The following is a 21,726-nucleotide window of genomic DNA, read 5'->3' on the forward strand; positions in this document are numbered from 1 at the left end:
AAATGATCACGTCTCGGCTCGAACAGACCCGTCGCAAACTGGCACGCGCTTCTTCGGCGATTCCGCTGCGAGTGACGCTGGTGCTGGCGCTCGTACTGCTTTGCGCGCTCGGACTGTTCGCATCCGGCATGGTCGTCACCTCGGCGCTGGAGAATTCGCTGCTGCACCGCACCGATCAGCAACTTCGCGATGCGGTGATGGCGTGGTCGCGGCCGCGGCCGCCGACTCCTTCGAACCCGTCGCATCCGTCCAGCACCTTCTATGTCCACATCGAGCCGACCCCGGGCGGCAATGGCACGACTTATCTCGAGACCAGACCGTTCAACGAGGAGGCCGAGCCGGAACTGCCGCGACTGCCCGATGTGCGGCCGACCACGGATCCGCCGGGCAGCAAGGTCCTCACCAGAGCGGTGACCGTCGGCTCCAAGAACGGTTCGACGGTCAAATGGCGGACCATGACGGCGGTGTCACCCGACACGACGACAACGATCGCAATACCGCTCACCGAGAACATCGACACGGTCAATCGACTGATCATGTTGCAGCTCATGGTCGGTGCCGCGGTGCTCGCCGCGCTGGCGGTGCTCGCCTACTTCGTGATCCGACGCAGTCTGCGGCCGTTGCGCGCGGTCGAGAAGACCGCCGCCGACATCGCCGCCGGTGACCTGCATCGCCGAGTTCCGGTACGCGGCACCAACACCGAGGTCGACCGGCTGTCCCAATCGCTCAACGGCATGCTGGCCCAGATCCAGCGGGCCTTCGCCGCGACGGAAGCCTCCGAAGCGGCGGCCCGGCGCTCCGAGGCGAAGATGCGCCGCTTCGTCGCCGACGCGAGCCATGAACTGCGCACCCCGCTCACCACCATCAGCGGCTTCGCCGAACTGTATCGACAGGGCGCTACCGCGGATCCGGCTATGTTCATGGACCGTATCGAACATGAGGCCCAGCGCATGGGGCTCTTGGTCGAGGACCTGTTGATGCTGGCCCGCTTGGACGCACAGCGTCCGCTGGAACTGGGCCCGGTCGATCTGCTCGCCATCGCCAGCGACGCCGTGCACAATGCCCGCGCCGTCACCGCGGCCAGTGGCGAGGAGGGCCCCCGCCGCTCCGTCGAACTGGAAATCCGTTCGGGCACAGGAACATTGGAAGTGACCGGCGACGAGGCGCGGCTGCGTCAAATACTGGCCAACCTGCTGAACAACGCACTCACGCATACACCGCCGGACGCCGACGTCAAGGTCAGGCTGACCCCTACCGACGACGAGGTCCTGCTGGAGGTCGCCGACACCGGTCAGGGTTTGCCACCCGAGGAGGCCGAGCGCATCTTCGAACGCTTCTACCGCACCGACACCTCCCGCACCCGCGCCAGCGGCGGCACCGGCCTCGGCCTGTCCATCGTCCAAGCCTTGGTCGACGCCCACAATGGCACGGTGAGCGTGGAGAGCGCCGAGGGCGAAGGCACCACCTTCACCGTCCGCCTGCCCCGCCAACCCCACTGAAGGCGATGCCGCCACCAGCTCCACCTGATCGGCCGACTAGATCGGGGCGACTGCGGAGACGAGCCAGCGGCCGCCGTCCTTGTCCAGGCTTACCCGGACTCGGCTGGTGGTGATGTTGGCTTGGGGGGAGTCCTTGCCGGTGGTTACCTGGTTCAGGTAGAGCAGGACTACGGCGTGGGCGGGGGCGGCGGAGACTACGCCGGTGGCCTGGGTGGTGGCCTGGACGTTGAGTTCCTTTTCCTTGGCGCCGGGGGCGATGGCTTCCTTGATCAGTTTCAGGTAGTCGTCGCGGAAGCTGCCGCCGAGATTGTCGGCAGCCTTCGGCAATTCGGCGTCCACCGTTTTGAAGTTGTAGGTGAACATCGCTTCGACGGTGCGCTGCGCCGCGGGGACGGCCTGGGTGCGCGCCTGTTCGCTCTTGCGGTCGTTCCAGTACTTGTATCCGGTGACGCCGCAGACGGCCGCCAGCGCGACGATGACGAGGGCGACCGCGGAAGCCACCAGAATCAGACGCCTGCGCCCACCCGTCACCCGACCGCCACCCCTCATCGAATCGCTACGCGATGCTGTACTCATGCGACGAACTCCACTTGTGAGGCGGTGATCCCGTTGTCGCCGCGGGTGACGGTGACCCGGAATCGGTAGTACCGCGTCTGCGGATCCGCCATACCCGCATTGGTCAGGGTCTGCTTGGCGGCGACCAGCACGCGTGCCGAATCACCGTCCTCGCTCTCGATGGCGGATTCGATGATCTCACCGGTGGCCTTCACCTTGGCCTGTTCGACCACGCTCGCGTAGGCGTCCTTGCGCTGCGAGTATTCGGCCTTGAGTTCGCCGGAGGCCACCGCGAGGACGCGGTCGATATCGGCCTTGGCGGTGTCGTCCTTGATGGTGGTGAGATTGAGGATCGCCTGTTTGGCGGTCTGCACGTAGTCCGCGCGCCGCGCATCGCGGTCGGATGCGGTGTGCAGGTTGTAGGCGAAGACTCCGGTGCCGATCACCAGCGCGATCGCCACGACCGCGGCTGCGGCGGCACCGGCGATGAGCACCCAGCGCGGCGGCCCGGATTCCGGAGCGTCGTCGACGACATCCGTGACGCTGGGTATCTCCAGCGTGGTCACGGGTTCGGCATCCTCGCTCGGACTGTCCGACTCCGACTTCGTCACCTTGACGGTGACGTCGACGGCCTTGGTCAGCTCGACGCCTTCGGTCTCGAGCGGGAGGGTGTCCTCCGGCGGCGGACCCGCCGAACGCACCGCCCGTCGCCTGGCCCGGGCCTTGACCACACTGGATTCACTCATGCCTGCTCCTCGCTGACGCTCGGTTCCGGCATGCGCGAAGCACGCTGTGACATGGTTCGTTCGCTGCGCTCTCTCACTGCTGCTGCTCCTGAAGCATCGCCTGCCAACTCGACGGTATCGTGCCGGATCCGTCCTTTCCGATATCCCCCTGACGGTACGTGCGTCCGTCCGGTCCTATGAAAGTCCCACTGCTGGGATCCAATGTCGTACTGTGTGCGGCCGGGTGGGTCGAGCCCTGATCGCCGATCGGGTCACCCGACGGTGTCACCGGCTGCGGCGGACCGAAAGCCGGGTTATTGCCTTCGGGCACATAGCCGTTCGGGTCGCGGCACAGCTCCGGCGACGGCGCCCGCTTACCCGGCACCTCCATGCACGGCGTATTGCGGATACCGCGCACGGCTTCCTTGGCGTTCTGCGCCACCTTGCAGTACAGCCCGGGTGGCGTGTCCGGCGTGTCGAGCTGGGCGGGTGAGCGGCGCTGTTCCGGCGTGAGGAAGCCGGTGGTGCAGCCGGGCGGATCGTTGAGCTCCAGGTGGAAGTCCACCACGGCACCGTATTCGACGGGGCCGCGGATGGCCGTCAGGAACGCGGCGGTCAGTGGCGGATAGATCACCAGGATCTGTTCCAGACCCGAGTGATAGGTCACCGCGACCTGCCCCACGCTGACCAGATTCGACAACAGGATCGGCAGGGTCGGGCGCAGGTCCTGGAACAGTGAACTCACCTGCTGTGCCGCACCGGGCGTCTTCTCGATGACATTCCGCAGCGCCGGATCATGGGCGCGCAATTGGTCGGTGACCGTCGCCAGGTCCTGGGTCCACGACCGGATCGCCGCATCGGACTGATTCTGCGTATCCAGCAGCGGCCCGATCTTTTCCAACAGATCCTTGGTCGGCTCGGCATTCGCCTGGGCCTCCTGCACCAGCAGCGATGCGGAATCGATGAACTTCTGCAGATCCGGTCCGGCCCCGTTGAACGCCTTGAACGCATCGTCGATCACCTGCCGCAGCTTGGTATCGGCAATGCTGGACAGCAGACGATCGGAGCGATCGAGCACGGTGCCGATATCCTCGGGCAGCCTGGTGCGATCCACCGGAATCACCGAACCGTCGGAAAGATTGCCGCCCTTGGCATTCGCGACCGGCACCAGATCGACGTACTGCTCACCGATGGCCGAGACGCTGCGCACCCACGCGTCGACGTCGGAGGGAATCTTGTAATCGCTCTTGATGGACAGCTTCGCGTCCACACCCGTCGGGGTGAGCCGAACCTCTTCCACCTTGCCGACATTCGTGCCGCGGTAGGCGACATTGGCCGTCGGGTACAGCCCGCCGGTGGCCAACAGTTCGACGGTCACCTCGTAGCGGCCGATACCGAACATGGCGGGCAGTCCCACATAGGTACCGCCCATCACCACCAAGCCGATCACCGTCAGCACCGAGAAGATGGCCAACTGGATCTTGACGAATCGCGTGAGTTTCATCGGCCCGCACCTTCCTGCCCGGCGGGCGGAACGGTGAGGCCGGGAATCGCGGGCAGGCCCGGAATCGGCGGCAGTCCAGGGATACTCGGCGTCGGAGCCGGTGTCGCGCCCGGCGACTGCAGCGGTGCCGTCGCCGGATTGCTATTACCCTCCGCCGTCCCGGCCAGACCGCCGAGTGCACCCTCGACCCCGCCGAACCGACCGCCGAGCGGAGTGCCGGTGAGGAAGTTCGAATCCAATCGCTTGCCCGTGATATCGACGGTCATGATCAGGTTCATGTAGTCACCCTTGACCGCGTGATCGAGATTCTTCATCGGGAACGGGAAGGTGAAAAGTATCTTCATGACCTCGACCAGGCTGTTCCCGGTGCTGGCCAGCGTCTCCAGCACGGGTGCCAGATTCGCCAGATTCGCCTTCAGATTGTCCCCACCCTGGGCGATGATCCGCTGCACCACATCGCTCAGATCACCAAGGGCGGTAAGGGTATGCGTGATGTTCTCGCGCCGATCGGCGAGCACGGTGAGCGCCGGGTGGATCTGTTCGATCGCCGCGGCCACCCGATCCTTCTGTTCGGCGAGCGTGCCCGCGAACCGGTCGAGTCCGCCCATCGCATCGATGATGTCTTTGGTCTGCGAATCCAGTGTGGTGGTCAGCTCGGTCAACTGCGGCAGCAGATCCCGTATCGCATCCTCGCGACCGTTGAATGCGGCATTGAGTTCGTGGGTAATGGTTTCGAGCTGACTGATGCCGCCGCCGTTGAGCACCACCGACAGCGATGACAGGGTCTGCTCGGTGGTCGGATAGACACCGGCCCGATCCAGCGGGATCAGGTCGCCGTTCTTCAGCTCACCCTGTGCCGGAACATCTTTCGGCGCGGCGAGTTCGAGATGGTTGCTGCCGAGCAGACTGGTCTGCCCGATTCGGGCGGTCGCATTGGCGGGCAGCTTCACGTCGTTGTTCAACGAGACGGTGACCAGCGCGTGCCAGCCCTCGACCTCGATCTTCGACACCGTGCCGACCGTCACGTCGTTCACACGGACCGGCGAATTACGGGTCAGCGTGGTGACATTGGGCATCTGGATCTTGACTTCGTAGGCGTTGTCACTTCCGGCCGTACCGGGCATGGGCAGCGAATTGAGCCCGTCCCATTCGCAGCCGCTGACTCCGAGCACGACGGCCAATCCGATTGCCGCACCGGCCATTCGCATGCGCATCATCGCCCTCCTCCCGGAATGGCCAGCCCGGCTATACCGTTGGGCACCGTGACCGGATCCGATTGCGGCACCGAATCACTCGGCCCGCGCGCGGCCAGACTCGGCGGGCTGTAGACGAGCTGATGCGGGAACGCGGTCTGGTTGGAAACCGGATTCGCGAGCAGCGGTGGGTAATTCATCATGAGCTGCTGGATGACCGGTGCCAGATACTGGCGGCACAGGGCGGCGCTCTGATCGGAACCGTTCGCATCATTCGCCTCGACCGCGCCGCAGAGGAAGGCGAACGGGTTGGCGAAGTTCGTCCCGACAACGGCACCGGTGAGACTGCCCTGTGCGGGATCGTAGATCTGGTAGAAGTTCGCCAGCGCCGTCGGCCCGGCATGCAATACCTGCTCGAGCTGGGGCCGCTTATCCGCGAGGATCTGGGTGACCTCGGCCAGCCGCTGCACACCCTCGGTCAGCGCACCGCCGCGCTCTTGGATGAACCGCTGCACATCACCGACGGCGATATCGAGATTGTCCAGTCCGGTACCGAGATCACCGGAGACATTCGCGAGCACCGACGAGACCGAGGCGAGCCGGCCGCCGAACTGCACGATCTGATCGTTGCTCTTGGACAGCACATCCACGAACTGCTGCAGATTGCGGATGGTGCCGAACAGATCGGTGCGCCCGTCCGACAAGGTACTCAGCGTGTGCGACAGCTCGCGCAGAGTATCGCGCAACGCCTCCGCATTGCCATTGCCGAGATTATCGGCGGCGGTATTCACGAACCGCCCGAACGAGCCCTGCTTGTCATCGCCGACCGGCCCCAATGTCGTTGCCAGTTTGGACAATTCGGCCTTGATGTCATCCCATTCGACCGGAACCGCAGTGTGCTCGATCGGAATCACGCTGCCGTCGTGCATTTTCGGCCCGCCGGTGTAGGCCGGGGCCAACTGGATGAATCGCGCCGACACCAGCGACGGCGAAATGATGACCGCCTTGGCGTCCGCGGGGATCTCGATGCCGCGATCGAGTGTCATCGCGACCCGGACCTGGTCCTTACCGGGATCGATGGAGTCGATCCGGCCGACCCTTACTCCGAGCACGCGCACCTCGTCACCGGCGTACAGGCCGGTCGTGGACGGGAAATACGCGGTGATCGAGGTCTTTCCGATCCGCGATATCAGTGCCCACCCGCCGGCGATCACCAGCGCGGCGACGACGGCCAGTGCGAGCACCCGCACCCATTGCGGTGCCGAACGAACAGTGCGCAATGCATTCATCGCGGCGGCTCCTGAATCGCGGGCTCGATCGACGGCAACGCGGGGTCGGTCAGATAGGCGCGGAAGGAGTCCGGCACATGCTGCGGCCAGACGAGCGCGTCTACCAGGATCTGCAGGCCGCGCGTGGTCGCGTTCGAGACATACGCCTGGAAGTACGGACCACTGCCGACCTGCTCACCGAGCGCGGCCGAGAACGGACCGAGTCCATCGAGCGCCTTCGACAGGTTGTCTTTATTGGATTGCAGCAGTGCGAGCACCGAATTCAGCCGGTCCAGTGTGGGTTTCAGCTGCGCCTCGTTGTCGTTGACGAGGCCGGTCAGCTGCTGGGCCAGCCCGTTGATGTACACGATCAACTGACTGAGCGCGCCGCGCCGCCGATCCAATTCGCCGAGCAGGTCATTGCCGTCGACCAGCAGCGCGTTGATCTGATTGCTGCGATCGGCGAGCACCTTCGTGACGTTCTGTGCCCGGCCGAGCAACTCGGTCAACGCCTTGTCCCTGGCATTCAGGCTGCGCGAGAGCTGGGTGACGCCGTCGAGTGCCGACCGCAGCGGGGCCGGAGTATCGGCGAAGGTCGTGGACAGCGCGTCCAGCGTTCGGTTGACCTGGTCCATGTCCAGGCCCTTGACGGTATTCGTCAGATCGCCGAGCGCGTCGGTGAGCGAATACGGCGAGGTGGTGCGGTCCAGCGGAATCGTTTCGTTCGTCCGGGTCGAACCGCTGCCCGCCGGGGTCACCTCGAGCGACTTGCGGCCGAGCACCGTGTTGGTCTTGATGGCGGCACTCGTCTTATTGCCCAGCACAATTCCCTCGTCCAGCGTGAACCGGACGTAGACCTTCGCACCGTCCAGCTTCACCTGCTCGACGCGTCCCGACTTCACACCGGCGACCTGCACATTGTCACCGGGAACCAGTCCGCCCGCATCGGCGAAGTACGCGGTGTAGGTCGCGCCGGAGCGAATGAACGGCAGCCGGTCGAGCTGCAGTGCGGACAGCGAGACCGTGGTCGCGACGACAATGCCGATGATGCCGAGTGAGACAGCGCGTGATCGGGTTTCGTTCATCGGCTCTTCGCACACCTTCCCGTCGTCTGCATACCGGGCAGGGTGATGTGCATCGGCTTGCCGTCCGGCCCGTCGACAATGAAGTTCGTGCCGCACACGTACATATTCAGGAACGACCCGTAGGAACCGATCCGGACCAGCTTCTTGTAGGTTTCGGGCAGCCGATCGAGCACCCACTGGACGGTGTCGGAGCCGTCGTCGAGCGTCGCGGCGAGGGTGCCGGTCTGCTCGATGGTGGTCTTCAGATCGGGCCGGGCCTGCTGCAGCAGCTCGGTCAGATCCCCTGTCGCACCGGCGATCCGCGGCAGGGCCGCACCGATCGGATCCTTGTCGGCGGCCAAACCGCTGACCAGCCGTTGCAATTCCTCGAGTGTGGTGGCGAACTGCTGATCGCGGTCGTCGATCGTGGCGAGCACGGTCTTCAGATTCTCGATCACGCTGCCGATCAACGCATCTCGATCGGCGAGGGTTTTCGCGAACGATCCGGAGCTGTTCAGCAGCGCGACGAGCGTGCCGCCCTGGCCCTGGAAAACCTGGAGCAGCGCCTCGGTCAGATCGTTGACCTGAGCCGGATCGAGTCCGCGCAGCAGCGGTTTGAAGCCACCGAGCAACATATCCAGATCGAGTGCGGGCGAGGTCCGATCGAGGCCGATGGTGCTGCCCTTGGACATCACCTTCGCGGAGCCCGGCCCCTCCAGCAGTTCGAGGTAGCGGTCCCCGACCAGGTTTTCGTAGCGGATGGTCGCCTTGGTGCTGGTGTAGAGCCGGTACTTGCTGTCCACATCGAAATCGACGTGGGCGAGATTGTCCTTGCCGACATGTACACCGGTCACCGAACCCACCGGCACACCGGCGATTCGAACCTTGGCACCGTCCAGCATGCCGGAGGAGTTGGTGAAGACCGCGTGATAGCCGGTCTCCCTGGCGAAGCGCATCTGGCTGAACACCACCACCAGCCCGGCCAATACCAGCGCCATCACCAGCGTGAAGATCGTCAGCTTGAGCGTTGTCGCGCGCGGTTTCACAGCTGCCCCACCCCCGGCAATCCGGCGAACAGCAGCTGGAACACCTTGGGCCCGTTCAGATGTGTCGTCGTCGACGGCGTCCACACATGGCCTTCGGAAGTATCGGTGACCACGAAGTTCGCATGGCTGTCCGGCACCCGGTCCAGCACGCCATCGCAGTGCGGGCCGCCGGTGGCATTCACCTTCGGCAGATCCTGTGGGTACTGGTACGCATCGGCGCCCGGCATGAAACTCGCATTCAGCGGCACCGCGTCGAACCGTCCGCCGAAGATGTCCTCACCGATCGGGAGCACATTGGCCAGGCCGACGACCAGGCAGTACAGCGCGGGCTTGTAGTCGTCGAGCAGCTGGGTGGTCGGACGCAGCAGATCCAGCGCCGTCACCAGCGGCTGTTCGTTCTCGTGCAGGACCGAGCCGGTGGTATCGGCCAATCCGATGAGGTTGGCCAGCATCGCATCGACGTTCTCCTGCTCCTCGACGAGCGTTTTGGCCGTCACCGTCGCGTTATCGGTGGTGCGCAGCAGATTCGGCACGGTGTCGGCATACAGATTGGTGACACCGGTGGATGAGACCAGATCCCGTTGCAGCGCGGGCAGACTCGGATTGATATCGCGCAGGTAGGCATCGCTGCGGGCGAGCAGATCGCCGAGCTTTTCACCGCGCCCCTGTAGCGCGGTGCCCAGCGCCGACAGTGTGGCATTGAGCTTTTCGGGCTCGATCTTCTGCAGGACATCGGTCAGATGCTGGAACAGCGTATTGAATTCGACGGTCACCGATTCGGCCGTCACGGTCGATCCCGGCTTCAGCGGGGTCGACGAAGCCTGGTCCGGCGCAGTGAAATTGATGTACTTGGCGCCGAATACCGTGGTGGACTTGATATCCACGGTCGCATTGGATGGAACCATCTTCAGCAGTTCGGGATCCATCGCCAGCGTCAGCTTCGCACCGTCGGCGGTCTGCTCGATCTCCGAGACCCGACCGATCTCCACCCCGCGGATCTTCACCTTGGCGTCGGTATCGAGCACCAGGCCGCTGCGCGGCGCGTCCACCGTGACGGTCACCGTCTTGGTGAATCCGCCGAAGAACATGACCATCGCGATGGACACGACCGCGACCAGCGCGATCACCATGCCGAGCCCGGCGAGCTTGAGCCCGAGCCCGCCGCGCAGTGCCGCGGCCCAGGCTGAAGTGTTTGGGCCGCTTCCCGATTGCTTCGTTGCCATACCGCTCTACCCGGAGAGATGGAAGTTGCCGGAGGTGCCGTAGATGGCCAGCGAGATCAGCAGTGTCACCGTGACCACCGCGACCAGCGAGGCCCGCACCGCATTGCCGACCGCGATCCCGACGCCGACCGGTCCGCCCGCGGCGTTGTAGCCGTAGTAGGTGTGAATCATCATGACCGCCAGGGCCATGAAGATCGCCTGGGCGAAGGACCAGAGGATGTCGCTGGGGATCAGGAAGGTGGAGAAGTAGTGGTCGTAGACGCCCGCCGACTGCCCGTAGATGACCACGGTGGCGAATCGGCTGGCGAGGAACGAACAGATCACCGCGAGCGCGTACAGCGGCACGATCGCGATCATGCCCGCGAGCACCCGGGTGCCCACCAGATACGGCACCGGCCGGATGGCCATGGACTCGAGCGCGTCGATCTCCTCGGCCACCCGCATGGCGCCCAGCTGCGCGGTCGAACCCGCGCCGATGGTTGCGGCCAAACCGATTCCGGAGATCACCGGCGCCGCGATGCGCACATTGATGAATGCCGCGAAGAAGCCCGTCAGCGCCTCGACGCCGATATTGCCGAGCGAACTGTAACCCTGCACCGCGATGGTGCCGCCGGTGAACAGCGTGAGAAATCCGACGATGACCACCGTGCCGCCGATAACCGCCAAAGCGCCTGTGCCCATGCTGATTTCGGCGATCAAACGAATGGTCTCGGTGCGATAGTAGATCAGTGCGCGTGGAATGGAACCGATTGTCTGCGCATAGAACACCGCATGTTTACCCAGCGAATCGAGCGAGTTCGAAAAGCGACGCACTCGCCGCACGGTACGCGGGAAGCGGGATTGGATTACGAATGCCATCGCCTCACCGCGCCGCGAACTTGATACCGACGGCGGTGACCACGACATTCACCACGAACAGGGCCATAAAGGCGAAGACAACGGTCTGATTCACCGCATCACCGACACTCTTGGGACCACCTTTGACATTCAGGCCGAGATAACAGGCCACCAGTCCGGCGATCAGCCCGAACAAACCGGCCTTCACTTCGGAGATGACCAGCTCGGGCAGATGGGTGAGCAGCGTGATGCCATTGACGAAAGCACCGGGATTCACGTCCTGCAGCAGCACCGAGAACAGGAAGCCACCGACGATGCCGATGGTGCACACCAGGCCGTTCAACATCAATGCCACGAACATCGAGGCCAGCACCCGCGGCACCACCAGCCGCTGCACCGGGTCGATACCGAGTACCCGCATCGCGTCGATCTCTTCGCGAATGGTTCGCGCCCCGAGATCCGCGCAGATCGCGGTGGCGCCTGCGCCCGCCACGATCAATACGGTGACAATCGGCCCGACCTGGGTGACCGCACCGAATGCCGCACCGGCGCCGCTGAGATCTGCGGCGCCGATTTCGCGCAGCAGAATGTTGAGTGTGAAGCTCACCAGCACGGTGAACGGAATCGCCACCAGCAGTGTCGGAATGATCGAAACGCGTGCGATGAACCAGGCCTGATCAATGAACTCGCGCCCTTGGAACGGGCGTCGAATGCTGGCCCGCGCGACGTCGGCAACGAGTTCGAAGAATCCGCCGACTGCCCGCAATGGCACAGCAAGGACCTCGTTCATGCACGATCCTCCTTGCTCATCCTGCTGATTCTGCTCATCGCACGATGCCCCGCCCTAGCCACATCGCCGCAACGATTAGAACATGTTCACATTGCTGTAGGAAGCTTTTTGGCATATTTGAACTGCCATTTTTCTCAAATTCGGCCCATGAATTTGTAACAGGTGTCATTTGAGGGTGGCCTAACCTTTGTGAGGCGTCACGCACCGTCGACTCCCATGTCTACCAAGCGCCGCATCGGTGATCAACAACTGGACGAGTGATCAGCTAGTTTCCGATGGCATCCGCCATCACAGTCTCAGTTGTCCAGATCGATCAAAGAAGACGCTGAAAACGTACGCCCCGTGGGCCGCTGCGCGAAGTATCCGCCGAGCGTGGCGGCGAGATCATTTACCGACCAGTGATCATCGGCGGCGTCGAAGCGCTCTTCGACGACCGGCGCTGCCATCAACGCGACCATCGGCCCGTACACCACGAACAGTTGCCCGTTGACCGCCTCGGCGGCGGGCGAAGCGAGATATGCGACCAAGCGCGCCACATGATCCGGTGAGAGCGGATCGATGCCCGCCTCCGGTGCCGCACTGAAGACCGACTCGGTCATCGCGGTGCGCGCCCGCGGCGCAATGGCATTGGCGCGCACGCCGAATCGGGACAGACCGCGCGCGGCGGAGAGCGTCAGCGCGGTGATACCGGCCTTGGCCGCACCATAGTTGGCCTGCCCCTCCGGGCCGAGCAGGCCCGCCTCGGAAGAGGTGTTGACGAGCCTGCCGTAGATCGGCGCGCCCGCCGCCTTGGACTTGGCCCGCCAATAGGCGCCCGCATTGCGGGTCAATAGGAAATGACCGCGCAGATGCACCGCGACCACCGCGTCGAAGTCCTCGTCGGACATGTTGAACAGCATGCGGTCGCGGGTGATGCCCGCATTGTTCACCACGATGTCGACGCTGCCGAACGCTTCCTCGGCGGTGCTGATGAGCGCATCAGCGGTCGACCGCTCGGCAATGCTGCCCGCGACGAACTCGGCCTTGGCGCCGAGCGCACGGATATCGGCGAGGGTTTCGGCCACCGCATCCGACTCCGTCAGATCGTTGACCACCACCGACGCGCCCGCCCCTGCCAAAGCCAGCGCCTCGGCGCGCCCCAGTCCGGCGCCGCCACCGGTAACGATGGCCACCCGCCCGGCAAGGCTCACATCCGTGTTGTCTACATCACTCACGGCTGCACCCCGCTGCGCTCGGTTCCACCGTGCGTGATACACGCTGTGTTTTCTGTTCGTTCGCTGCGCTCACTCACGGGGCCGACTCTAGAACGTGTTCCTGTCTGACGGCAAGCACCGGGTTACTGCAACTTCAGCGCCGCCTTCGGACACTGGGCCACCGCGTCCTCGACATCGGCGAGCCGATCCGCAGGTACGTCGGCTTCCACGATGTGCAGCACATCCTCGTCATCGAGTTCGAACACGTCGGGGGCGATTCCGACACAGATTCCGTTGGCCTCGCACTGATCCAGATCGACCGTGACCTTCATGGGAACTCCTTAAACGCGACTCTGGTCGAAGCCTAACAACACCAGGTCATATCGGGTACCGCCAGTGTGCGGATTCGGTAGCAATACTGGAACATGTTTCAGTTCGTATGCAATGATCGGTTGACCGACACCGAACGAAAGCTGAGCTCTACCCACCCCGCCGACTACGCAAGCTCCGTCGGCTGACCATCCCCCAAAGCTCTACCCACCCGCCGACTACGCAAGCTCCGTCGGCTGACCATCCCCCAAGAGGTATTGCCATGCGCATTGCGTACACGCCGCAGCAGGAGGAGCTCCGCGCGGAGCTGCGCGACTACTTCGCGCGGCTGATCACCCCGGAGCGCCGAGCCGCGCTGAGCGCGACCACCGGCGAGTACGGCCACGGCAACGTCTACCGCGAGGTGGTCCAGGAAATGGGCCGCGACGGCTGGCTCACCCTGGCCTGGCCCAAGGAGTTCGGCGGCCAGGACCGCCCGACCATGGACCAGCTGATCTTCACCGATGAGGCGGCCATCGCCGGTGCGCCGGTGCCCTTCCTCACCATCAATTCGGTGGCGCCGACGATCATGCACTACGGCAGCGAGGAGCAGAAGAAGTTCTTCCTGCCCAAGATCGCCGCGGGCGAACTGCACTTCTCCATCGGCTATTCCGAACCGGGCGCTGGCACCGACCTGGCCAGCCTGCGCACCACCGCCGTGCGCGACGGCGACGACTACGTGATCAACGGCCAGAAGATGTGGACCAGCCTGATCGCGTACGCCGACTATGTCTGGCTCGCGGTCCGCACGGATCCGACAGCCAAGAAGCACAAGGGCATCAGCATGCTCATCGTGCCGACCACCGCCGAGGGCTTCTCGTGGACCCCGGTGCACACCATGGCCGGACCGGATACCAGTGCCACCTACTACCAGGACGTCCGGGTGCCGACCAGTTCGCTGGTCGGCCAGGAGAACGGCGGCTGGGCGCTGATCACCAATCAGCTCAACCACGAGCGCGTCGCGCTCACCTCGGCCGGACCGCTCATGGTCGCGCTGAACCAGACCACCGAATGGGCGCGCAACACCAAGGCGGGGGACGGTTCCCGGGTCATCGATCAGGAATGGGTGCGGCTCAATCTGGCCAGGGTGCAGGCCAAGGTCGAATATCTGAAGCTGCTGAACTGGGAGATCGCCAGCCGGGCCGATGCGGGCGGGGATGCCGCACCGCGGCCGTGGGATGCCTCGACCTGCAAGGTCTACGGCACCGAACTGTCCACCGAGGCCTACCGGCTGCTGATGGAAATCCTCGGCCCGCAGGCCTATCTGCGTCAGGATTCGCCCGGCGCCGAGCTGCGCGGACGGTTGGAGCGGTTCCACCGCGCCGCGCTGATCCTCACCTTCGGTGGCGGCACCAACGAGGTCCAGCGCGACATCATCGCCATGACCGCACTGAAGCAACCCGCCGCCGCGCGCTGAGCTGTATCAGATCGCGGTGCTCCCCGGGACCTACGTGGTCACGCAAGCTACCGCCTCCGGGCCCGTCGCTCACCGCAGAAAGCAGGTAGACACCATGGATTTCACACCCACCGAAGCTCAGCTCGATCTGACCCGTCTGACCGCCGAGGTCTGCGCCAAGTTGGTGACCGCAGACCGGATCCGCGAACTCGATGCCGAGGGCCGCTTCGACGAGCCGCTGTGGCAGTCGCTCGCCGAGACCGGCGTATTGGCCGCCGCACTGCCGGAGTCGGTGGGCGGCGGCGATTTCGGCGCGCTCGAGCAGAGCGCCGTGCTGCGTGAACTCGGCAAGCACGTCGCCGCGGTCCCGTACCTGTGGTCGATCGTGGTCGGCGCGGGGGCGCTCGCGCGTTTCGGCTCGCAGGCTCAACAGGATTGGGCGCGCCAGGCGGGTGCGGGCAGCATCATCCTCACCGCCGGACTCGCCGAGGAGCACAACTGGGAGCCGGCCGAACCGACCACCGTTGCGCACGAGGCCGATGGCAGCTGGCGACTCACCGGCGCGAAGACCACGGTGCCCTATGCCGATCGTGCGGCCCGAATCCTGGTCCCCGCCACGGTTTCCGGAGCTCCCGCGCTGTTCCTGGTGGATCCCGCCGATGCGACGGTGAACCTGACCGCCCAGCGTGTGGTCGACTTCAGCGCCGAGTTCGGCGTCGAATTCCATGACACCCCCGCCGAATTGGTCGCGACGGTCGACTCCGGTGCGGAAATACTGGACTGGATCCTGACCCGCGCCTGGCTCGGCCTGAGCGCACAGCAATTGGGCACCCTGGAGCGCGCACTCGAGCTGGTCGCCGAATATGCCCGCGAGCGTGAACAATTCGGCAAGGCGGTCGGCAGCTTCCAGGCCGTCGCGCAGCGCCTCGCCGACGCCTACATCGACGTCCAGGGGCTGCGGCTGGCGGTCACCCAGGCGGCCTGGCGGGTTTCCGAGGATCTGGCCAGCGCGGAAGCCGTACACACGGCCAAGTTCTGGGCCGCCGATGCCGGACACCGGGTGGCGCACACCGTGGTTCACGTGCACGGCGGCGTCGGCATCGACCGCGACCACATCGTGCACAACTACTTCACCGCCGCGAAGCACAATGAATTCGCACTGGGCGGGGCCACCGATCACCTGCGGGCCATCGGCTCTCTGCTCGCGGAAACTCCTGCCTGACCGAGCGCTAGCGACTGCTTGCAGGTCGCTCGAAAGGGTCGGATTGCCGCACCCGAATCGGCCCGCCGGACCTGCCACCGGCGGGCCGATCGCTGTTCACGCAGCTATGTTGATCAGATCTATCCGGCCGCATCGTCCCCGAGCAACCCGACGAAAAGTTGGCGGGTCGGCTCGGGCAGCGTGGTGCGGAATCGTTGGACGTGGATTTCGAACCGCTTGCCGGTCTTGCGATTTCGGAGCCGGATGGTCGGGTCTCGACGGCCGATGTACACCCGGCCGGTATTCCACAGGCGGTGGAAATCGGACTGTGCGCCCAGCTCGCGCAGTAGCAGCTGGACATCGGCTCGGACACCGGCACGGCCCGCGTAGCCGCGAAAACGACCGACCATCAGATCGGCCTCGCGCTCCCATTCCTCGATCACCAGACGTGCCCGCGGATCGGTGAACATCCAGCGCAGCGTATGTCCGTTCAATCGCAGACCGGGGAAGGCCTTGTCGAAGGCATCGTTGCAGTCGATGACGCGCCAGCCGTCGTCGAGCGCCGCCGCGAGATGCGGGGTCAAGGCATCGAGGGTCTTGCGCACGGGCTGCCGCACCGGGCCGGGCCGGCGCGAACCGCCGCTGAATCGCTGCTGCGCAAGGTGATACAGATGGATGCGCTCGTCCGGATCCAGTGCGAAGACCTCGGCGAGCGCATCGAGAATCGAGGGGCTCGGATTGAACGCACCGCCCTGCTCGATCTTGGCGAGATAGCCGACGCTGGAGTGGATCGCCTCGGCCAACTGCTGTCGGCTCAGGCCGCCCGGATGCGCCGCGCTCGGCCGCTGCCGCCGCATCCGCACGAATTCGGCGAGAGTCGGCACCTGTAGTTCATCCATGTTCCTCCTTCGGGTCGCCGCCCATGGATGACGTTATGCCTTGCCGCTCAATCCTTCTGGACCAATTCGCCGCCGGCCACCTCGATGAGCGCGCGGGCCGCGCGATTGATCCGCTCGGCGGCATCGTCCAGGTCCGGCTGTCCGGCATCGAGCCAGGCGATCACCGCATCCAGGATGAAGGTGGGGATGACCTGCGCGGCCCAGTCCTGCCACGGCCCCGCAGGCACGGCATCGGTGAGATACCGCTGCGCGATCATCGTCGAATAGCTGCGGACCATATCGATGACATCGCGGAATTCGGGCTCGCGCACCGCGTGCCGGAACAGCAGCCGGAAGGCGTCGGGATCCGCGGCGGCCGCCCGCAGCAGCGCGGAAATGCTTGTGCCGTCCAGCTTTTCGGTGCCGACGGCGTCGCCGAGCCTGGTGTAGGCCCGTTCCAGCACGGCCCGGTACAGATCGGCCTTCGAGGCGAAGTGCCGGTAGAGGATGACGTGCGTAATGCCGGCCTCGGCGGCGATATCGGGCAGGCCCGTCCCGGTGAATCCGTTGCGGGCCACCGCGCGGGTGGCCGCCGCGAGGATCTGCTCGCGCCGCTGGGCGCGCGGCATGCGCCGGACCGGTTGCGCCGCAGTCTCGGCGGGCGTTGGGCTTTCGGGCACGACATCACCTCCTTGTTCAAGTGGAATAGTACAAGCACTTATGTTTAAGCTTGCTTGTACAAGAGCTTGTTAGCAAGGAGTGAGCCATGACCACCGACTCATCGGAACTCGCATGCCCCTTCACCGGAACCGACGCCGCACCCAGCTCGATCAGCCGCGTCCGCACGGCGACGGGCGACGAGGCCTGGCAGGTCTGCGGCTATCACAAGGTGAAAGAGCTGTTCACCGATGTACGTCTGGGCCGTTCCCATCCGACACCGGAGACAGCGGCACGGTCGTCGGAGTCGGTGTTTTTCGGCCGCCCGTTCGGGAACTTCGAGACCGAACCCGCCGATAACGCGCGCATGCGCGGACTGTTGAATCCACTGTTCTCGGCCAAACGGATGCGCGAACTCACGCCGCGGGTAGCCGCGTTCACCACGCAGCTACTCGACGATATGGCCGAAAAGGGCTCGCCCGCCGACCTGCACAAGGCCTTCGCCGAACCGCTGCCGCTGCTGGTCATCAGTGAACTACTCGGCGTCCCCTACGAGGATCGCGCGCAGTTCCGGATCTGGAGCGAGGCGCTGTTCGACACCAGCGACGGCGCGAAGTCGGGACAGGCCGGGGCCGAATGGTTCCTGTACTGCAAGTCGCTGGTCGAACGGCTGCGCCGGGAACCGGGCGAAGGCGTGATCGCCAAGCTGTGCGAGGTGCCGGACCTGGCCGACGATGCCATCGCGACGCTGGCCATGGGCTTGCTCCTGGCGGGGCACGAGACCACTGTCGTCGAAATCGGCCTGTGCACCGTGCAATTGCTGCGGAATCCGGCACAGTGGCAGCAGTTGGTCGACCAGCCGGAGCTGGTGCCCGCCGCCATCGAGGAACTGCTGCGCGTACACGACTCCACCGCCTTCGCCCGCTATGCGCGCACCGATATGGAGATCGACGGCGTCACCGTCCGAACGGGCGATCTGGTGCTGCTGGACGTCGATTCGGCCAACCACGATCCGGGGATCTTCACCAATGCGCGCCAACTCGACGTGACCCGGGCGCAGGGGCAGCATCTGGCGTTCGGCTACGGCCTGCACTACTGCACCGGTGCGCCGCTGGCTCGCATCGAATTGCGGGTTGCCTTCGGTCAGCTGATATCTCGCTTCCCGACACTGCATCTGGCGGTCGACCCGGATGAGTTGCAGGTGCGCGAGAACGTTGTCACCAAGGGCCTGATCTCGTTGCCCGTCGCATGGTGAACGCGGTAGGGGTCGGCACCGCGATCGCGTGCGCGTTCGTCGGCGTGATTCCGGTTTCGGCCGCGGCCGAATCGGTTTCGTGCGCAACAGCCACCGCCACGATTGCAACGGCCGCTGTCGTTCGGGATGAGGACTGGGCCGAAGGTCTGGCCTATGACGCGCGCGGTGACCTGTGGGTCTCGCGGGTGCGACGCAACGAGGTGGTTCGCTATGACCCGTCCGGCCGCGTTACCGCCAGGGTCGCGCTCGCGTATCCCGGTGCGGTGAAACTCGGCCAAGACCAGTTGATCTACGTGACGTACGGGAACTTCCCGACCAATCTGCTACCCGGCTCGACCGGTGGCGGCGTTGTCCGCATTGATCCCACAGCCGAGACGCCGCGGGCCGAGATCTTCGCCTCCGGCCTGGGTATGGCCAATGGCGCCGCATTCGATACCGCGGGAAACCTTTTCGTCGCCGACACCTCGACCGGCGTTGTCCGGATCCGGCCGGACGGCAGCGTCGACACCGAATGGTCCGACCGGGCAAAGCATTTCGGTGCCGACGGCATTCTGGTCGACGACGACGCGCTCTACGTCACGCTGTATCTCAGCCCGAACGGCCGCATCCTGCGCATCCCGCTTGATGATCCCTCGCACGCCACCGTCGTCGCGGATCTGGCCACCGGACCCGGCGCGCCACCGCTGCCCGACGATCTCGCGATCGGTCCGGACGGCATGCTCTACGACGCCACCACCTCGGGCCGGCTCGTGCGCATCAATCCGGCGGATCACTCGACGTGCACCGTCCTGACGGGTGAGCCGATGACCTCGATCGCCGTATCCCGAAGCGCCGAAAGGGAATTCCTGGTCGGCACCGCCAGCGGAAATCTGCTGCGGGTGCGCTTGCCCGAATAAGTCCGAACCGAGAACTACGTAAGGAGTGACCGTGGACATGGGCTGCCCCGTCACGGGTGACACCATCCAGCGGACGCGCACCGCGCTCGGCCATGAAGGCTGGTTGGCCACCAGCTACGCGCAGGTGCGGACACTATTCGCCGATCCGCGCCTAGGCCGCGCGCATCCAACGCCGGAAACCGCTGCGCGGGCATCGGATTCGATGTTCTTCGGGGGACCGCTCGGCAATTTCGAGACCGAACCCGCCGATCAGGCCCGGCTGCGCGAATTGGTGGTGCCGTTCTTCTCGCCGCGGCGGATGCGCGACTTGCGGCCCAGGGTGGAAGAACTCACCACGCGGTTGTTCGACGAGATGTCCGCGCAGGGCTCCCCCGCCGACCTGCACACCGCCGTGGCGCTGCCGCTGCCGCTATTGGTCATCTGCGAACTGCTCGGTGTGCCCTACGCCGACCGCGATCGATTCCGCGCCTGGACCGAGGCCCTAGGCGAGCAGCAGGACGCCGCGAAGGTCCAGCAGGGTGTCGCCGGATTGTTCGAGTACTTCATGGCATTGGTCCAACGCAAACGGCACGACCAGGCCGATGATGTGCTGTCGCATCTGTGCGCCCGAGACGATCTGTCCGATCAGGGCATCGCGACACTCGGCCTCGGTTTGTTGTTCGGCGGGCACGAGACCACGGTGGTCCAGATCGGGGTCGGCGCCAAACGGCTGCTGGAAAACCTCGACCAATGGCAGGCCCTGGTCGACGACCCCGAACTGGTGCCGACCGCGATCGAAGAACTCCTTCGGACGGCGGATGCCACCCAGATGCCCCGCTATGCGCGCACCGATATGGAGATCGACGGAAACGAGGTGCACACCGGTGATCTCGTCCTGCTGGATCTGACCGCGGCAAACCATGATCCGACGGTCTTCACCGATCCCGACCGCGTCGAGGTGACCCGAAAGGACGGCTCCCATGTGACCTTCGGCTACGGTGCCCGTCACTGCATCGGCGCACCACTGGCCCGCATCGAATTGCACACGGTATTCACCCAATTGGTGACCCGGTTCCCGACCCTGCGTTTGGCCGTCGACCCAGCCGCGGTGCCGATGCGCACCAGCAGCTTCACCGGCGGTGTCGAGGAGTTGCCCGTGCTGTGGTGAAAACCGTTGGTATAACCGGTTCTTGTTAGGCTGCTCTATTTCGGGGGACGCAGTCTGACAGGAGCACGGTTATGCCCTTCGTAACCTCCGCCGGCGCGAAAGTGCACTTTGTCGACAGCGGAGGATCCGGGCCCGCGGTGGTGCTCGGGCACGCCTTCTTCATGGATCACGAAATGTTCGCGAACCAGATTGCCGCACTCGCCCCGGAATACCGCGTGATCTCGATCGATGCGCGCGGCCACGGACTGACCGAACACGACGACGGCGCATACAGTTTCTGGGATCTGGCCCGCGATGCCTGGTCGGTCATCGACCACCTCGGCATCGACCGGGTGGTCGTCGGTGGTGTCGGGCAGGGTGGGTTCACCGCGCTGCGCATGGCCCTGCTGTGCCCGCCGCGAGTGGACGGCCTGATCCTGCTCGGCTGTTCGGCGCAGGCCTACAGCGACGTGCAGCGGGTCGGCTATCGCCAGGTCACCGATGCCTGGATCGGTACCGGCCCGCTGACCGTGATCGCGAAGATGGTGGCGAGCTTGATCATCGGCGGTGATCGGTCCGATCATCAACCGTGGCTGGCCAAATGGTTGAGCGGTGATCGGGAACGGATCGCCGCGGCGGCCGACTGTCTGATCAATGTGGACGACATCTCCGATCTCATCGGCGATATCACCTGCCCCGCGCTATTGGTCCGCGGTGCCTCCGATCCGGCCTTCGATCACGACGCCGTGGATTTACTGACAAAGGGACTCGGTGGTCCCGCGGAATTTCGCACCATCGAGGGCGCCGCGCACACACCGAATCTCACGCACGCGTGTGAAATCGACCAGCTGCTGCTGCAATTCCTCGGACGACTCGGCCGGTAGTACTACCGATCAGGGGTACTACCGCCCAGGGGGCGGCTGATGCCTGGTCCGGGGAAACTCTTGCCCACAGGGGCGCCTGCTTGATGTATTCGATACGGCGGCGCCGCCAATTCCGTTCCGGTCGAACGTGATTCACAGATACGCAGTGGGTGTCGCCATGGTGCGCC

At 65.0% G+C, this 21,726-nt stretch carries 21 protein-coding genes; 7 read left to right on the forward strand and 14 right to left on the reverse strand.

Going from position 1 to position 21,726, the window contains the following annotated elements; translation table 11 throughout:
• The first annotated feature begins 2 nt into the window (after positions 1–2).
• Positions 3–1,499 carry a sensor histidine kinase gene (locus ACQPYR_RS41020; protein WP_433625140.1) on the forward strand — a complete coding sequence of 499 codons (1,497 nt, stop codon included), beginning with the start codon at positions 3–5 and terminating at the stop codon, positions 1,497–1,499.
• Positions 1,500–1,535: 36 nt separating this feature from the next.
• On the opposite strand, the gene ACQPYR_RS41025 is transcribed toward ACQPYR_RS41020, so the two are convergent.
• From ACQPYR_RS41025 to ACQPYR_RS41080, 12 genes are all read right to left on the reverse strand, one after another.
• Positions 1,536–2,075 (reverse strand): h domain protein, encoded by a 540-nt coding sequence (locus ACQPYR_RS41025; RefSeq protein WP_433625142.1) that lies wholly within the window; start codon positions 2,073–2,075, stop codon positions 1,536–1,538.
• Positions 2,072–2,800 (reverse strand): hypothetical protein, encoded by a 729-nt coding sequence (locus tag ACQPYR_RS41030; RefSeq protein ID WP_433625144.1) that lies wholly within the window; start codon positions 2,798–2,800, stop codon positions 2,072–2,074. Before ACQPYR_RS41030 ends, ACQPYR_RS41025 begins: the two co-directional genes overlap by 4 nt.
• 73 nt (positions 2,801–2,873) lie before the next feature.
• The gene (locus tag ACQPYR_RS41035; RefSeq protein ID WP_433625146.1) at positions 2,874–4,283 is read right to left on the reverse strand and encodes an MCE family protein; all 1,410 of its coding nucleotides are present in this window, start codon (positions 4,281–4,283) and stop codon (positions 2,874–2,876) included.
• Positions 4,280–5,500 (reverse strand): MCE family protein, encoded by a 1,221-nt coding sequence (locus ACQPYR_RS41040; protein ID WP_433625149.1) that lies wholly within the window; start codon positions 5,498–5,500, stop codon positions 4,280–4,282. The genes ACQPYR_RS41035 and ACQPYR_RS41040 overlap by 4 nt, the downstream gene beginning before the upstream one ends.
• Entirely contained in the window at positions 5,497–6,765 is a 1,269-nt protein-coding gene (locus ACQPYR_RS41045; protein WP_433625152.1) for an MCE family protein, read from the reverse strand. Before ACQPYR_RS41045 ends, ACQPYR_RS41040 begins: the two co-directional genes overlap by 4 nt.
• Positions 6,762–7,829 (reverse strand): MCE family protein, encoded by a 1,068-nt coding sequence (locus tag ACQPYR_RS41050; RefSeq protein WP_433625155.1) that lies wholly within the window; start codon positions 7,827–7,829, stop codon positions 6,762–6,764. The genes ACQPYR_RS41045 and ACQPYR_RS41050 overlap by 4 nt, the downstream gene beginning before the upstream one ends.
• Positions 7,826–8,854, reverse strand: a complete 1,029-nt coding sequence (locus tag ACQPYR_RS41055; protein WP_433625158.1) for an MCE family protein — start codon at positions 8,852–8,854, stop codon at positions 7,826–7,828. Before ACQPYR_RS41055 ends, ACQPYR_RS41050 begins: the two co-directional genes overlap by 4 nt.
• The gene (locus ACQPYR_RS41060; protein ID WP_433635383.1) at positions 8,851–9,984 is read right to left on the reverse strand and encodes an MCE family protein; all 1,134 of its coding nucleotides are present in this window, start codon (positions 9,982–9,984) and stop codon (positions 8,851–8,853) included. Before ACQPYR_RS41060 ends, ACQPYR_RS41055 begins: the two co-directional genes overlap by 4 nt.
• A 99-nt stretch (positions 9,985–10,083) precedes the next feature.
• On the reverse strand, positions 10,084–10,935 hold the full coding sequence (locus ACQPYR_RS41065) for an MlaE family ABC transporter permease (RefSeq protein WP_433599983.1): 852 nt from the start codon (positions 10,933–10,935) through the stop codon (positions 10,084–10,086).
• A gap of 4 nt (positions 10,936–10,939) precedes the next feature.
• Entirely contained in the window at positions 10,940–11,704 is a 765-nt protein-coding gene (locus ACQPYR_RS41070; RefSeq protein WP_387286415.1) for an MlaE family ABC transporter permease, read from the reverse strand.
• A 296-nt stretch (positions 11,705–12,000) separates the two neighbouring features.
• On the reverse strand, positions 12,001–12,918 hold the full coding sequence (locus ACQPYR_RS41075) for a 3-oxoacyl-ACP reductase (RefSeq protein ID WP_433625160.1): 918 nt from the start codon (positions 12,916–12,918) through the stop codon (positions 12,001–12,003).
• A gap of 122 nt (positions 12,919–13,040) precedes the next feature.
• Positions 13,041–13,229 (reverse strand): ferredoxin, encoded by a 189-nt coding sequence (locus ACQPYR_RS41080; protein ID WP_063046666.1) that lies wholly within the window; start codon positions 13,227–13,229, stop codon positions 13,041–13,043.
• Between the two features lie 260 nt (positions 13,230–13,489).
• Here ACQPYR_RS41080 and ACQPYR_RS41085 point away from each other — a divergent pair, with 260 nt between their 5' ends.
• Positions 13,490–14,683: an acyl-CoA dehydrogenase family protein gene (locus ACQPYR_RS41085; protein WP_364357308.1), complete on the forward strand. Its 1,194-nt coding sequence runs from the start codon at positions 13,490–13,492 to the stop codon at positions 14,681–14,683.
• Positions 14,684–14,777: 94 nt separating this feature from the next.
• Positions 14,778–15,884: an acyl-CoA dehydrogenase family protein gene (locus ACQPYR_RS41090; protein WP_433625163.1), complete on the forward strand. Its 1,107-nt coding sequence runs from the start codon at positions 14,778–14,780 to the stop codon at positions 15,882–15,884.
• A gap of 119 nt (positions 15,885–16,003) precedes the next feature.
• Here the strand turns inward: ACQPYR_RS41090 and ACQPYR_RS41095 are convergent, their stop codons facing one another.
• Together ACQPYR_RS41095 and ACQPYR_RS41100 are read right to left on the reverse strand one after the other, a co-directional pair.
• On the reverse strand, positions 16,004–16,762 hold the full coding sequence (locus tag ACQPYR_RS41095) for a helix-turn-helix transcriptional regulator (RefSeq protein WP_433625166.1): 759 nt from the start codon (positions 16,760–16,762) through the stop codon (positions 16,004–16,006).
• A gap of 47 nt (positions 16,763–16,809) precedes the next feature.
• Positions 16,810–17,421, reverse strand: coding sequence for a TetR/AcrR family transcriptional regulator (locus ACQPYR_RS41100; RefSeq protein ID WP_433625168.1), 612 nt, complete (start codon positions 17,419–17,421; stop codon positions 16,810–16,812).
• An 86-nt stretch (positions 17,422–17,507) separates the two neighbouring features.
• Between ACQPYR_RS41100 and ACQPYR_RS41105 the strand changes: the two genes are divergently transcribed.
• The 4 genes from ACQPYR_RS41105 (at position 17,508) to ACQPYR_RS41120 (ending at position 21,559) form a co-directional block, all read left to right on the forward strand.
• Positions 17,508–18,653 (forward strand): cytochrome P450, encoded by a 1,146-nt coding sequence (locus ACQPYR_RS41105; protein ID WP_433625171.1) that lies wholly within the window; start codon positions 17,508–17,510, stop codon positions 18,651–18,653.
• A complete protein-coding gene (locus tag ACQPYR_RS41110) occupies positions 18,647–19,549 on the forward strand; it encodes an SMP-30/gluconolactonase/LRE family protein (protein ID WP_433625174.1) in 903 nt (300 codons plus the stop codon). The genes ACQPYR_RS41105 and ACQPYR_RS41110 overlap by 7 nt, the downstream gene beginning before the upstream one ends.
• A gap of 37 nt (positions 19,550–19,586) precedes the next feature.
• Complete coding sequence (locus ACQPYR_RS41115; protein ID WP_433635384.1) at positions 19,587–20,696, forward strand: cytochrome P450; 1,110 nt, start codon at positions 19,587–19,589, stop codon at positions 20,694–20,696.
• 71 nt (positions 20,697–20,767) lie between these two features.
• A complete protein-coding gene (locus ACQPYR_RS41120; protein WP_433625176.1) occupies positions 20,768–21,559 on the forward strand; it encodes an alpha/beta fold hydrolase in 792 nt (263 codons plus the stop codon).
• Positions 21,560–21,726: the final 167 nt, after the last annotated feature.

Source organism: Nocardia sp. CA-120079, assembly GCF_050955745.1.
GTDB lineage: Bacteria > Actinomycetota > Actinomycetes > Mycobacteriales > Mycobacteriaceae > Nocardia.